At 45.4% G+C, this 14,308-nt stretch carries 13 protein-coding genes; 12 read left to right on the top strand and 1 reads right to left on the bottom strand.

The features are described from left to right. Positions 1-854 precede the first annotated feature (854 nt). The 8 genes from cyoA (at position 855) to VJL_RS08480 (ending at position 8,349) form a co-directional block, all read left to right on the top strand. Positions 855-1,736, top strand: coding sequence for a ubiquinol oxidase subunit II (gene cyoA / locus VJL_RS08515; RefSeq protein WP_080774367.1), 882 nt, complete (start codon positions 855-857; stop codon positions 1,734-1,736). Positions 1,737-1,741: 5 nt separating this feature from the next. Further along, a complete protein-coding gene (gene cyoB, locus VJL_RS08510; protein ID WP_038866553.1) occupies positions 1,742-3,778 on the top strand; it encodes a cytochrome o ubiquinol oxidase subunit I in 2,037 nt (678 codons plus the stop codon). Next, positions 3,768-4,367: a cytochrome o ubiquinol oxidase subunit III gene (gene cyoC / locus VJL_RS08505; protein WP_005451611.1), complete on the top strand. Its 600-nt coding sequence runs from the start codon at positions 3,768-3,770 to the stop codon at positions 4,365-4,367. The genes cyoB and cyoC overlap by 11 nt, the downstream gene beginning before the upstream one ends. Then, positions 4,367-4,678, top strand: coding sequence for a cytochrome o ubiquinol oxidase subunit IV (gene cyoD, locus VJL_RS08500; RefSeq protein ID WP_005443825.1), 312 nt, complete (start codon positions 4,367-4,369; stop codon positions 4,676-4,678). The genes cyoC and cyoD overlap by 1 nt, the downstream gene beginning before the upstream one ends. 8 nt (positions 4,679-4,686) lie before the next feature. Further along, entirely contained in the window at positions 4,687-5,559 is an 873-nt protein-coding gene (gene cyoE / locus VJL_RS08495) for a heme o synthase (RefSeq protein ID WP_038877200.1), read from the top strand. A gap of 177 nt (positions 5,560-5,736) precedes the next feature. After that, positions 5,737-6,606: a DUF8812 domain-containing protein gene (locus VJL_RS08490; protein ID WP_050568830.1), complete on the top strand. Its 870-nt coding sequence runs from the start codon at positions 5,737-5,739 to the stop codon at positions 6,604-6,606. A gap of 16 nt (positions 6,607-6,622) precedes the next feature. Further along, positions 6,623-7,051, top strand: coding sequence for a hypothetical protein (locus tag VJL_RS28920; protein ID WP_227741126.1), 429 nt, complete (start codon positions 6,623-6,625; stop codon positions 7,049-7,051). Positions 7,052-7,254: 203 nt separating this feature from the next. Further along, positions 7,255-8,349: an NADH:flavin oxidoreductase gene (locus VJL_RS08480; RefSeq protein ID WP_038877248.1), complete on the top strand. Its 1,095-nt coding sequence runs from the start codon at positions 7,255-7,257 to the stop codon at positions 8,347-8,349. A 63-nt stretch (positions 8,350-8,412) separates the two neighbouring features. Here the strand turns inward: VJL_RS08480 and VJL_RS08475 are convergent, their stop codons facing one another. Continuing rightward, on the bottom strand, positions 8,413-9,309 hold the full coding sequence (locus VJL_RS08475; protein ID WP_038877196.1) for a LysR family transcriptional regulator: 897 nt from the start codon (positions 9,307-9,309) through the stop codon (positions 8,413-8,415). A 155-nt stretch (positions 9,310-9,464) separates the two neighbouring features. Here VJL_RS08475 and VJL_RS08470 point away from each other — a divergent pair, with 155 nt between their 5' ends. The 4 genes from VJL_RS08470 to VJL_RS08455 all read left to right on the top strand — a co-directional run bounded on the left by VJL_RS08470 (position 9,465) and on the right by VJL_RS08455 (position 14,194). Continuing rightward, on the top strand, positions 9,465-9,863 hold the full coding sequence (locus VJL_RS08470) for a RidA family protein (protein ID WP_038877194.1): 399 nt from the start codon (positions 9,465-9,467) through the stop codon (positions 9,861-9,863). A gap of 98 nt (positions 9,864-9,961) precedes the next feature. Then, positions 9,962-11,422 (top strand): aldehyde dehydrogenase family protein, encoded by a 1,461-nt coding sequence (locus VJL_RS08465; RefSeq protein WP_038877193.1) that lies wholly within the window; start codon positions 9,962-9,964, stop codon positions 11,420-11,422. Between the two features lie 67 nt (positions 11,423-11,489). After that, positions 11,490-12,482, top strand: coding sequence for a membrane dipeptidase (locus tag VJL_RS08460; protein ID WP_038877191.1), 993 nt, complete (start codon positions 11,490-11,492; stop codon positions 12,480-12,482). A gap of 143 nt (positions 12,483-12,625) precedes the next feature. Further along, on the top strand, positions 12,626-14,194 hold the full coding sequence (locus VJL_RS08455; RefSeq protein WP_439654159.1) for a BCCT family transporter: 1,569 nt from the start codon (positions 12,626-12,628) through the stop codon (positions 14,192-14,194). Positions 14,195-14,308: the final 114 nt, after the last annotated feature.

The following is a 14,308-nucleotide window of genomic DNA, read 5'->3' as shown; positions in this document are numbered from 1 at the left end:
AAGCATTTTGGAAGAATGCTATTCCGAACACGAAATAAAACAAACCAGTTTTAGTCGAGTCGTCTACGTCAGACCAGAGCCACACTGTGAAAGAAAAAATGATGACGTAATAGAACGTTAGAATAAGAAGTTTGGACATGACCGTAATGCCTGATTTTTCACCGTAATTAAACAATAAACTCATCGTAAGCCCAACAAAGACTGTTAGCTTCCTAGCCTCGAATGAACTCACGAATTTAAATGTACAGAATGAAATGTTCTCAAGCTAAAGACGTCGCTACTTAGTGTTAAAGTGAGTTAACAGTTCAGTGGGCGGTTTCCCCGTCACTCGTCAAAATATAAAGACTATGAATGAAAGATCGTTCGTGGTGATTGAAATTTGAAATGCCATGTAAATAGTATGTGAATTCATAACTATGATGCTGGTCACGCTTTCCTTAATTCGTACTTTCTAATGTAGCTCACACTCTCGCGCCGAATAAGCAACTGATTACTCTTCTCGTTTGGGTTGCTTAAGTTGCTGTATAGAAAAGAATATATGCTGTAGTACGTAAATTTTGTGCACCTGTTTTGCTATTCCTATATCAATATTATCTTTCATAAATGGAACGTTAGTTTCCATCTGTGGCTAATGAGCTTTCCTTTTTCCCTCCGCATAATGCGCCCGAATGTAACAATGTATTTCAAAGTGTAACAATAAACTCACGTTGTGAGTGTGGTTTTAACCATCAAGCAACTTGATATCTCCCACCAAGAAGTCCATTGCTGCACAAGCTCAACACAAAAATATTCTAATGACCAAGACAACCAATCGCAGGGCTTGCTCTGTTGTTGGCTAACCATCGAGAAAGTTAATGGAAGCTTCAAGATATACACGCATCTTATCGAGGATAAGTTTGGTGGCGACCATCCTTATGCTCGCAGGGTGTAACTCTGCTCTACTTGACCCGAAAGGTAGTATTGGCGTTCAGGAAAAGGAACTGATCATTACAGCGCTTTTACTGATGCTGATTGTCGTGATCCCTGTGATTCTAATGACAATCTATTTCGCTTATCGCTACCGAGAATCCAACACGGATGAAGAATACGCTCCGGATTGGTCGCACTCGACCAAGATCGAAGTGGTGGTGTGGACGATTCCAATCATCATCATCGCGATTCTGGCAACCATCACTTGGCGTTCTACTCACGAGTTAGAGCCGTCCAAGCCCATCGCAAGTGACGTCAAACCCATCACCATTGAGGTGGTGTCACTCGACTGGAAATGGCTGTTCATCTACCCAGAAGAGAACATTGCGACAGTGAACTATGTGGCGTTTCCGAAAGATGTTCCGGTTCAGTTCAAACTGACGTCAGACAACATCATGAACGCGTTCTTTATCCCGCGCCTCGGTACTCAGATTTACGCGATGCCAGGTATGGTGACCAAGTTAAATCTGATTGCGAACCACACTGGGGATTATAAAGGCTTTGCTTCTAACTACAGCGGTAAGGGTTTCTCGCAGATGAAATTTACCGCAGCAGCAATGGAAGATCGCACTGCATTCCTGAATTGGGTACAGCAAGTGAAAGCCAGCCCTGACCGAATCGAAGACTGGGAGCAATTCCGTGCGCTTGCATCACCTACGGTGGCGGAGCCTGTGAAGATGTTCTCTAGTATTCCACCATTTTTGTTCACCGACGTCGTGACCCAGCATCCGGGTTCAATGAACTGTTTGCCGGAAAATCTAGGATAATCGCAATGTTTGGAAGATTAACACTTGAATCAATCCCTTATCACGAGCCGATTATTGTCGTCACTCTAGCGGTGATCGCGATCGTTGGTTTGGCTGTCGTTGCGGCGATAACCAAAGCGGGTAAGTGGCAATACTTATGGAATGAATGGTTTACTTCGGTAGACCACAAAAAACTAGGCTTTATGTACATCGCTGTGGCAATGGTGATGTTGGTTCGTGGCTTTGCTGATGCGGTCATGATGCGTAGCCAACAGCTGCTTTCTGCGGCAGGTGAGACCGGTTATCTACCACCACATCACTACGATCAAATCTTTACTGCCCATGGCGTAATCATGATTTTCTTCGTGGCAATGCCGTTGGTGATTGGTTTGATGAACATCATTGTACCGCTGCAAATTGGAGCGCGTGATGTGGCATTCCCTTACTTAAACAACCTGAGTTTCTGGCTGTTTGTTGTGGGCGTGATCCTCACCAACATGTCACTTGGCTTGGGTGAGTTTGGTCGTACTGGTTGGTTGGCGTATCCGCCGTTGTCTGGTATAGAGGCAAGCCCCGGAGTTGGGGTGGATTATTGGATATGGGCGCTGCAAATATCCGGTGTCGGCACCACGCTGACAGGCGTGAACTTCTTTGCGACTATTTTGCGCATGCGTACACCGTCTATGCCAATGATGAAGATGCCAGTGTTCACGTGGGCGTCCCTGTGTGCCAACATCCTAATCATCATTTCATTCCCAATCCTAACTGTAACGATCGCGCTACTAACACTGGATCGCTACATCGGTACGCACTTCTTCACCAATGATCTTGGCGGCAACGTAATGATGTACGTCAACCTGATTTGGGCATGGGGTCACCCAGAAGTGTACATCCTGATATTGCCTATTTTTGGTGTGTTCTCTGAGGTAACGGCAACCTTCTCACGCAAGAAGCTGTTTGGTTACACCTCACTAGTATGGGCGACCATCGTAATTACGATTTTGGCGTTCGTCGTTTGGCTGCATCACTTCTTCACCATGGGCTCAGGTGCGAATGTGAATGCGTTCTTCGGCATCGCCACCATGATTATCTCTATCCCGACCGGGGTGAAGATCTTCAACTGGTTATTCACCATGTACAAAGGCCGAATCCGCTTTACCACTCCGATGATGTGGACGGTTGGCTTCCTAATTACCTTCTCTGTAGGTGGTATGACGGGCGTACTAATGGCAGTACCGGGCGCGGACTTTGTTCTGCACAACTCAGTGTTCCTGATTGCGCACTTCCATAACGTAATCATCGGTGGTGTGGTATTCGGTTGTTTCGCGGCAATCACATACTGGTTCCCGAAAGCAACTGGCTTCACCATGAACGAAACATGGGGCAAACGTGCATTCATTTGCTGGATCGTTGGTTTCCTAATGGCGTTCCTACCGCTTTATGCACTGGGCTTTATGGGCATGACGCGTCGTCTAAGCCAAGACCTTAACCCAGAGTACTTCCCATTGTTGGCAGTTGCAGCAGCGGGTACGGCAGTGATTGCGCTTGGCGTAGCTTGTCAGTTCATTCAAATCTACGTGAGTGTTCGTGACCGCGAACAAAACCGTGACCTAACGGGTGACCCATGGGGCGGTCGTACCTTTGAGTGGGCGACGTCTTCACCACCGCCGTTCTACAATTTTGCGCACCTACCAAAAGGTGATGTGCTAGACGCGTTCTGGTACCAAAAGCAGAGTGGCGAATTCGATCCAACCAAAGAAGTGGAATACGAGCGTATCCATATGCCGAAGAACACACCAACAGGTATCTATGTATCTGCATGGGCATTGGTGTTTGGCTTCGCGATGATTTGGTACATCTGGTGGCTAGCAGCAGCAAGCTTTGTTGGCATCATCGTGACTTGTATTCAACACAGCTACAACGACGATGTGGATTACTACGTTGAAGTTGAAGAAATCAAAGCGATTGAAGCGGAGCGTAGAGCTCAACTTGAAGAAGCGAAGAAAAACGAAGTGAAAGACAACGATAAGAAAGACGATCTGGAGGTGACCTATGCAAGCTAATGTTGCGGTTCACGACCACGATCATCACCATGATTCTGCAGGCATTAAGCTGTTTGGTTTCTGGATTTACCTAATGAGTGACTGTGTATTGTTTGCGACTTTGTTCGCGACTTACGCAGTGCTAGAAAGCGGCTCTATTGCGGGTCCAACCGGTAAAGACATTTTCGAACTGCCGTTCGTGTTTGTAGAAACCATGTTGCTGTTGTTCAGTAGTATCACGTTTGGCTTCGGCATGATTGCGATGAAGCGCAAAGACGTTGCAGGGTTAAAACGTTGGTTAAAAGTGACGTTCTTACTTGGTGCTGGCTTTATCGGGATGGAAGTGTACGAGTTTCATCACCTGATTGTTGAAGGCTATGGTCCACAAGAAAGTGCATTCCTGTCGGCGTTCTTCACTTTGGTCGGAACACACGGTCTGCACGTAACCTTTGGTTTGATCTGGCTAGCCGTGTGCTACCACCAACTTTCAACCAAAGGCTTGAACGATAACATGTCGATGCGATTCCAGTGCTTGAGCTTGTTTTGGCACTTCCTAGACATCGTTTGGATTTGTGTATTCACCATCGTTTACTTATTGGGGGTTATGTAATGGAACAACATCTAGATACAGGTGCCTCTGATTACGTAAAAGGCTTTATTGCGTCTCTGATCCTGACCGTGATTCCTTTCTACTGTGTGTGGGCGCAAGTGCTGCCAGATACCGCAACTTATGCTGTGTTATTTGGTTGTGCGATTGTGCAGATCTTCGTGCACTTTAAGTACTTCCTGCACATGGAAGTGAAAACGTCAGAAGGTCAGTGGAACGTGGTGTCATTGATGTTTACCGCCATCGTTGTGTTGATTCTGATCGCTGGTTCGATCTGGATCATCTACAACATGAACGTCAACATGAAGTTGTAGGCTAGGGTATGCTGAAAAGTTATTTGTCTATTACTAAACCGGGCATCATTTTCGGCAACCTGATTTCTGTTGCGGCGGGGTTCTTCCTCGCCGCAAAATCAGAACCGGCTAACTTTCTGTTGTTGCTGACAACGTTAGTTGGTGTCGGGCTTGTGATTGCATCAGGATGCGTGGTGAACAACATCTTCGACCGCGATATCGACCAAAAAATGAAGCGCACACAAAACCGTGAATTGGTGATGGGAAACATCAACATCGACGCGGCGTTTGTTTACGCTTTGGTATTGCTGTTGAATGGCACAGCGTTACTGTTTCAACTAGTGAATCCGCTCTCGGCTGTGGTTGTACTCTTGGGTTACGTGTTTTACGTCTTCTTCTACACCATGTGGTACAAGCGAAATTCGGTTTACGGCACCTTAGTTGGCAGTATTTCTGGTGCAGTTCCTCCTTTGGTGGGTTACCTTGCAGTGACGAACTACATCAGCTTAGAAGCGATTTTACTCTTCATCATGTTTTGTCTCTGGCAAATGCCGCACTCTTACGCGATTGCGATGTTCCGCATGCAAGATTACCGCGATGCAGGCATTCCTGTTCTTCCTGTTAAAGAGGGCATTACCAAAGCACATCAACATATGAAAGCGTACGTGGTGGCTTTTGGTGTGGTCGCTATTGGTTTGTTTATGCTGGGTGAAGCTGGATACGAGTATTTAGCGGTCTCGGCAGCGGTGTGCTTTATGTGGACACGAGTGACATTCCAAAAAGTGAATTACAACAACTACATCCAATGGTCTAAATCGGTGTTTAAGGTGTCGTTATTGGTCGTAATGAGCATCAGCGGCGTGCTTGGCTTAGAGTTGATTCCACTGCCGTTTATTCATTAAAGAGCGTATCTACGTGATTTGCTTTTTATGATAAACATATATATTGCATTTTTATTGAGCTAGTATCGAAAAAGTAATGCCTAAATTTTCTTACTAAGTACAGCCTAGTTAAATTGGTTACGTTTAACATGTTTGTTCATAAATGAGTTTTATCATATTTCGACTAGGCAATATAAAGTGCTATTAATAATAGAGAAATCAGTAGGAAAAAATAGAGCTAACAAAAGTAGTGATGTAAGGAAAATCCAAGCCCTTCTAAATGTTTTCAATCGTAAAAAGGGTCTACCTATCATCAACATAACTGGAGTGTTTGACGAAAAAACATCAAAATCGCTGCTTGAATTTAAGAAATCCACCCAACATAAACAGCTATTAGATGAAAGTGTCATACTCAATGGGAATACTTTTAAAGCTCTTAAAGAAGTCTTAGCTACTACGTTTACGGTTAAGTCAATTAGTCCACCGAAAGAAGGAGCGTTAACTTGGAACTCGGAAGGGAATGAGGGAGGTAGGTTTCATAGTAGAAAACTACATGTACCAAGTGAAAACTCAGGGCTTACACTAGGAAGAGGTTATGATTTGAAGCTCAAATCAATCACAACAATTCGTCGTGACCTTGCATTTTCTGGGATCAATCAAGAGAGAATCACAATACTACTCAAAGCTAGAGGTTTAAAAGGCGCTCAAGCGCGAAGCTTCATAATCGATAATGATTTATTAGATTTTGAGCTAACAACCGATGCTCAAATTAAGCTATTTAAAATTAGTTATGATTATGAAAAATCAGAAGTCATTAGAATTTGTAAAAAATTAGATGTAGTTAATCGCTACGGAGTCACAGATTGGGATAATTTAGATGAGAAAATAAAAAAAGTTCTTGTTGATTTAAAATTTAGAGGTGATTACAGTCCTTTAACGAGAGTATTAATTCAGCCTATTGTGGTAAGGAATGATATTAGAGTATTCAAAGAAGTTATGAGTAACCGTGCTAATTGGCAGAGTGTGCCTCAAGATAGATTTGAGGCTAGAGCTAAGTTCCTACAATAGCCTTAAGGTGATTCATATGACTAATTTGAAAAGTATCTTGATGTGCATCGTTTTTTTGATTCCTTATAGTGTTTACGCTGCACTCCCTGCATCTTTAAGCTCTGTAAGTAGCTATCGAGTAAATGAGCAGTTAGTGCGGATTGCGATTCACAATATGGAAATAAATCCTTTAATTGAGATAGATACCATTGATACACCCAGTTATAGGCTAAACGACTCCAAGAAAATAAACGCTATTCTATTAGATAAAGAGGTTTTAGCTTTTACTGACTCTGCAGGCGTTTTTGTCGAAGATTACGGAAAACGAGGTACTAAGCTGTTTTTTGTATTGGATTATTTTTATTTGCAAAGTGGGAGTGTCCTTGTCGACTGTGAAGTCTCATTCAACAAAGGAAAAATCATGCAACCAGAATGCTCAGTAAAAGAACACGAAGAGGTAGAATAGAGTTTGTTCGCTTACCTATTTATCTCACCAAACCTTAATCCAGATTAAAGTTTTGCCGCGGTTTCGGCGGTAAGGTTCGCGTCGCTCATCGCACTGAACAGAAATTCAGAGAAGGAACAGCCATGCTTTGTGTATCGCTGTTCCTTTTTCGTTCCTGCTCGGTAGTGATGCATCTAAACAGACAGATTTTAAGAGGACTGGACTTGAGCATTTTGTTTTCAGAAGCCCGCATTGGCAACATGACACTAAAGAACCGCTTGGTACGTAGTGCAACGTGGGAAAATATGGCGACAGAAGACGGTCACATGACCGAGAAGTTGTACGACATTTATGAAGAACTTGCCAAAGGTGAAGTGGGGCTGATCGTTACTGGCTACGCAAACATCGTAGAAGAAGAGAAGCCGAACGCAGGCATGATGGGGATCTACAACGACTCTTTCATCGATGAATACAAAAAGCTGACTGACCTTGTTCATGAGCATGACTCTAATATCGTTATGCAGATCGCTTACGGCGGCACAAAAACGACCTTCAACGTTGGCGAGCGTGTGATTTTTGCTCCAAGTGAAGTGCCAGAGCGCGGCACCAAAACTGAAGGCAAAGCGATGACTCAAGATGAGATCGACTACATCGTTAAAGCATTTGCGCTAGCGAGCAAGCGTGCACAAGATTCTGGCTTTGATGGTGTAGAAATCCACGCGGCGCACACGTACTTGATCAACCAGTTCTTAAGCCCATATTACAACCGTCGTGAAGACCAATACGGCGGTAGCCTTGAGAACCGCATGCGTTTCTTGATGGAGATCTATGCCGAAACACGCAAGCTAGTTGGTGACGATTTCCCGATTCTGGTGAAACTGACAGCAACAGAGTTCTTCGATGGCGGTTTGACGTTCGATGAAACGCGCATTGTTTGTAAGAAGCTAGAAGAAGTGGGCGTGGATGCGATCATCGTATCGGGTAACATTCATGGCAATGCAAGCACCATGGTAGGTGAATCGTTCGACGGTTACACGCTACAAGAAGAAGGCTACTTCCACGAGTACGGACAAGTGATCAGCCAAGATGTGAACGTTCCGGTAATTACCGTAGGTGGCTTAAACGACTTCTGTGCGATTGAAGACTTGGCTGAAAACACTAAGATTCAATTCTTCGCGCTTTCTCGTCCGTTATTAGCAGAGCCACAATTGATCAAGCGTTGGAAAGACGGTAACCGCGCCGAAGTGGACTGCGAGCGCTGCTCTAAGTGTCGCACCAAGCGTGGCAACTTCTGCGTGGTTTACAAGCGCAGAAAGTAACGTGTTCTGACTCATGAAATTTCAAAAAGCCCCTGATGCTTAACGTGTCATGGGCTTTTATGCTTATGAAGTTTCGACTTCTTCTTGGTAGTTCAAGTAGTGAATGCACAAATCATGAAACGCTTTTGCCTGAGGGGAGATGGTTCTATCCGTCAGAGTAAAGATGCCAACTTGTCTTTCCAAAGGTGGATCGATCAGTGGAATCCAAACCAGTCGAGTTTCGTTGGTCGGGAACGCTAATTTGGGCAAGGTGGTGACACCAATACCAAGCTCAAGAACTGAGAATAAAGACGTGATGTTTTCAACAGAATATAAAGCTTGTTCACTTAGTGCGCGCGCAGGAGTGGGATCGAGTAGGGTACAAGTCCCGTTTCGAATAAAAGGTTGTTCTAACAGTGTTTGCCACTCAATCCCTTCTGGATGCTGAGCGATAGGATTGTCCTTCAAACACACTACACCAATGGGGTCAGAGATTAGCGGGGTAAACTCGATACCGCCTTCGTCTAAATGTGATGGGTTACCTAACGCTAAATCGACTTCGCCTGATAACAAACGGGCTTCGACGCCAGCGGCGTTATCATCAATCAAGCTGACTTCAACGTTTGGGTACTGTTCGCAAAACGCGCCTAGAACACTTGGAATCAATTTAGCCGCAACGGAGGGAACGCTAGCGATGCGTACTCGACCTTGTTGGCCCGCGGCGGCGGCTTTCAAGTCATTATCCAATGCACTGTAGATGTTGAGAAATTGAATAATTTTAGGCAGACAGATTTCACCGAATGGAGTGAGTTTGGATTTATTGCCCGTTTCAAACAGCGTTTGCCCTAGGTTTTTTTCCAGTTCTTTGATCGACGTTGACAGCGCCGCTTGCGAGCGGTTCGCTCTATGTGATGCTGCTCGAAAACCACCTTCCTCGACCACCATCACAAAATGCTTTAATTGTTGAAGCTTGATACTCATGGTGAAACCTCTGCAATCCCTTTATTTACCTTAGTCTTAATAAGGTGATAGATTTTTCTTATCAAATGTAAAAAATTTACCGTTCGATTTATCGCCTGTCAATGTGCAGTATTTAACTATCTTGAAACAAGGTTGTTACAAAGGTTGAAAGGCACGTGAATACTTCTACGAAAAAATACCCAGTCAAAACCGCATTGTTTGCTTCTAAAGCACCACTCGAGTGGGCCATCGTTAACAATGGCACCTTATACACGGCACAAATTCCGATTGATGATACAGGTGCTGTTGTAGAGGGTGGTATCGAAGAGCAAACACGCCAAACCTTCAATAACCTCGTCCATACTTTAGAGTGCGCGGGTGAATCGTTAGACTCCGTTTTACAAGTACTGATTTACGTGACTGATCGTGAATATCTCAAAACGGTTAACCAAGTGTACGCGGAGTATTTTGAGGCGCCTTATCCAAACCGTGCCGCGATGGTGGTAGCAGGATTAGCTCGCGAAGAAATGTTGGTGGAATTTGTGGTGTACGCATCGGCGAGCCAGCCCGAGTAAATTATAAAAGCACAGAGCCAATACTTAGTTGGTTTTGTAAGTCAGATTAATGAACTGGTGGAAGACCACTGGACGTCAGGAAGAACAAGGACAGAACAATGACTTTTATCAATAATGTTCAAGCAGAAAAATCCCTCTATATTGCAGGCGAATGGCAATCGGGCGTTGATACGATTGCCAACATTAACCCTTCAGACATCAGTGAAAATTTAGGTCACTTTGCACAGGCGAGTGAAGCGCAAGTAGAACAAGCGATTCAAGCTGCTAAAGTTGCACAGCCCGAATGGGAAAAAACGCCAATTGAGCGTAAACAAGCGGTATTGCAAGCAATTGGTGATGAGTTGATTGCCCGTTGTGATGAACTTGGTACGTTGCTTTCTCGTGAAGAAGGTAAGCCTTTTGCAGAAGGTCGCGGTGAGATCTACCGTGCTGGTCAATTCTTCCAATATTTTGCGGCTGAAGTGCTGCGTCAAATTGGCGATAACGCGGCTTCCGTCCGTCCAGGCGTTTCCGTCGAGGTAACTCGCGAAGCCGTTGGCGTTATCGCCATTATTTCTCCTTGGAATTTCCCAACCGCTACGGCTGCATGGAAAATCGCGCCAGCGCTTGCTTTCGGCAACAGCGTCATTTGGAAGCCTGCGAACTTAACGCCAGCAAGTGCGGTTGCACTGACTGAGATTATCCATCGTCAAGGCTTACCCGCAGGCACATTCAACCTTGTGTTGGGCAGTGGCTCGCAAGTAGGTAACACGCTTATCAACTCGAAAGACGTAAATGGTGTGAGCTTTACTGGCTCTGTTGATACCGGACGTAAAGTAGCGGCAGCAACGGCACCGAATTTTGTCCGCTGTCAGTTAGAAATGGGCAGCAAGAACGCACTTGTGGTTGCAGATGATGCAGACATTCAAATCGCAGTTGAAGCGACCATTGCAGGCTCTTTCTCTGGAGCAGGTCAGAAGTGTACCGCGTCTTCTCGTCTTGTCGTCATGGATGGCATTCACGATGCCTACGTTGAAGCACTGATCAAACGAATGAGCGAGCTTAAAGTCGGTCACGCTTTAGAAGACGGTGTGTTCATGGGACCCGTTGTGGATGGAAACCAATTGAATGCCAACTTCGAATGGATTGAGAAAGCACGTCAAAGTGGTGCGGAGTTAGCGTTCGGTGGCGAGCATTTGAACTTGAAACATGAAGGCTTCTACATGTCACCAACCCTTTTCCTCAATACGCAAAACAGTTGGGAAGTGAACCAAGAAGAAGTGTTTGCGCCGATGGCAAGCGTGATTCGAGTTTCTGACTTGGATGAAGCCATTGCAGTAGCAAACGATACTCGCTTTGGCTTGACAGGCGGCATCATCACGCAAAGCCTTCGTAATAGCGCCATCTTCAAACAACAAGTTCAAACAGGTTGTGTCATGGTCAACCTACCAACCGCAGGAACGGATTATCACGTGCCGTTTGGCGGTCGTAAAGAGTCGAGCTTTGGTCCACGCGAGCAAGGTCAATACGCAAAAGAATTCTACACCGTGGTGAAAACCGCTTATCAACGTCCTTACTAAGTGAAATAGGGCAGCCGAGCATTCCGCTGCCCAACCTTAAAGGCTCATTAACGTTTAAGGAGTGGTTATGTACCAACAACGGATTGTGATTGATGGATTGCAGTACTGCAATTGGGATAGAGAGTACTTCCAAACGCTGAAGGCGAGCGGTATTACGGCTGTGCATGCGACGATCGTTTATCACGAAAATGCACGCGAGACCTTAACTCGCTTTGCCGAATGGAACCTGAGATTCGAACAAAATGCAGACCTGATTATGCCTATTTACTCGATGGCTGACGTCGAGAAAGCAAAGGCAGAGGGAAAGGTTGGTGTATTTTTTGGTGCACAGAATTGCTCCCCAATTGATGATGAAATCGGCTTAATAGAAGTCATGCGTCGCCAAGGTTTGCTGATTATGCAGTTGACATACAACAACCAAAGCTTGCTGGCGACAGGATGTTATGAGCAGAACGACTCTGGTGTCACGCGTTTTGGTAAACAAGCCATCGAAGAGATGAACCGTGTCGGGATGATCATCGATATGTCCCACAGCGCTGAGCGCTCAACGTTGGAAGCGATTGACCTTTCTTCACGTCCCATTTGTATCAGTCACGCGAACCCAACGTTTGCTCATGATGCGCTGCGCAACAAATCGAACAAGGTCATTAAAGCGCTCACCGAACGTGGCGGCTTGATTGGCTTTAGTCTTTACCCATTCCATCTTCCAAACGGAAGCCAATGCACGCTAGAAGATTTCTGCCAAATGGTCGCGAAAACTGCTGACCTGTTCGGTGTGGATCATTTAGGTATCGGCAGTGATCTTTGTTTAAACCAACCACAGCAAGTGCTTGAGTGGATGCGCAACGGTCGTTGGTCGAAAGCTATGGATTATGGCGAAGGCTCAGCAAACAACTCTGGTTGGCCAGATGCGTTGCCATGGTTCAGCGGCAGCAAAGGCATGGAAAACATTTACAACGGCTTAATGCGCCACGGATTTACTGAATCCGAGGCAGGAAAAATTCTGGGTGAAAACTGGTTCAACTTCCTCACAGAAGGTCTGGAGGCAAGAGAGAGCTAACCCAACTAAACAAGGAATAGCCCGTTAAAAAACAATAATAGGCGGGTGTGAAAGTCACTGTTTGTAGCCGTTCAATGGCAGCTGCAATGAACCTCTGGAGTCAGAGTATGTCTGATTTAACCAATAGCGTGAAAGCTTCAACGATGAGCGTGCCATCAAAGAAGTCTCAAGCAAATCACAACGACACAACAGCAAAAGAAAACTCACCTGATAAGTTGGGGCTTAGTAATCCCGCACTTTGGTATAGCGGCGGCTTTATTGCCCTGTTCGTTGCCATCGCACTGTATGATGGAGAACTCCTTTCAACACTGGTTAATACTGGATTCGCGTGGTCGGTAAAAGTCTTCGGTCCATATTGGCAATTACTGCTTCTTCTCACTTTTCTTATTGGTCTTGGTTTGGCAGCAGGGCGAACAGGCAAGGTGATGTTAGGTGGAACGACCAAGCCTGAAATGGACGGCTTCCGCTGGATGGCAATCATCTTTTGTACCTTACTAGCGGGTGGTGGTGTCTTTTGGGCAGCTGCAGAGCCAATTGCGCATTACGTGAGTCCGCCGCCATTGTATGGCCCACAAGAAAATCCACAGCAAGGTGCGGTGAATGCCTTATCACAGTCTTTCATGCACTGGGGATTCTTAGCGTGGGCAATTGTTGGCAGCTTGACGTCTATCGTGGTGATGCACCTTCACTACGATAAAGGCTTGCCGCTTAAACCTCGTATCTTACTTTACCCAATATTGGGTGAACGCGCACTGAAAGGCCAAACAGGTGCTTTGATTGATGCGTGCTGCATCATTGCTGTAGCGGCAGGGACGATTGGTCCAATCGGCTTCTTAGGTTTGCAGGTTAGCTACGCGTTAAATGTGCTATTTGATATCCCAGATGGCTTTACCACGCAATTGATCATCATTTTGTTTGCCATCGTACTTTACACCGTTTCAGCATTAAGTGGTCTGAATCGTGGTATGCAAATGCTTAGCCGATACAACGTAATATTGGCAATGGCGTTGATGGTTTACATCCTGATATTCGGTCCGACAGATTTCATCTTTAATGCTTATATTCAAGGTGTAGGTAGTATGTTGGACAACTTTATCCCAATGGCGACCTACCGTGGTGATGAAGGTTGGTTGAGCTGGTGGACAGTGTTCTTCTGGGGATGGTTCTTAGGCTATGGGCCAATGATGGCGATCTTTATCGCACGCATTTCCCGCGGTCGAAGTATTCGTCAATTGATTACGACCATCAGTATCATCGCGCCGCTTACGACGTGTTTCTGGTTCACCATTGTCGGTGGCTCTGGCCTAGCGTTTGAGATCGCAAACCCTGGTAGTGTCAGTGCCGCGTTTGAAGGCTTTAACTTACCTGGGGCATTGCTTGCGGTAACACAACAACTGCCAATGCCGATGCTGATTTCTATCTTGTTCTTGATTCTTACCACCATCTTTATCGTAACGACGGGTGACTCGATGACATATACCATCAGCGTCGTCATCAGTGGGGAAACGGAACCGAATGCCATCATTCGTACTTTCTGGGGTGTGGCGATGGGTGTGACCGCATTGATTTTGATTTCGCTGGGGTCTGGCGGTATCTCTGCCTTGCAATCTTTCATTGTCATTACGGCAGTTCCTGTGTCGCTTATTTTGCTGCCATCACTTTGGAACGCGCCACAAATTGCTATCGAGATGGCAAAAGAACAAGGGTTATAAGTCGCTAAAAAGCGATAACCCATAACTGATAAACAATAACGTGGAGCTTGTGCGGGTGATTCCTCCTGCATCCGCATAAGTCTATATTCTTACAATAAAAAATAGGTGGTGAGC

The sequence above is a fragment of the Vibrio jasicida CAIM 1864 = LMG 25398 genome (assembly GCF_000400365.1).
Lineage (GTDB): Bacteria > Pseudomonadota > Gammaproteobacteria > Enterobacterales > Vibrionaceae > Vibrio > Vibrio jasicida.
The sequence above is the reverse complement of the archived record's forward strand: the minus strand, read 5'-3'. Positions and strand labels throughout refer to the sequence as shown.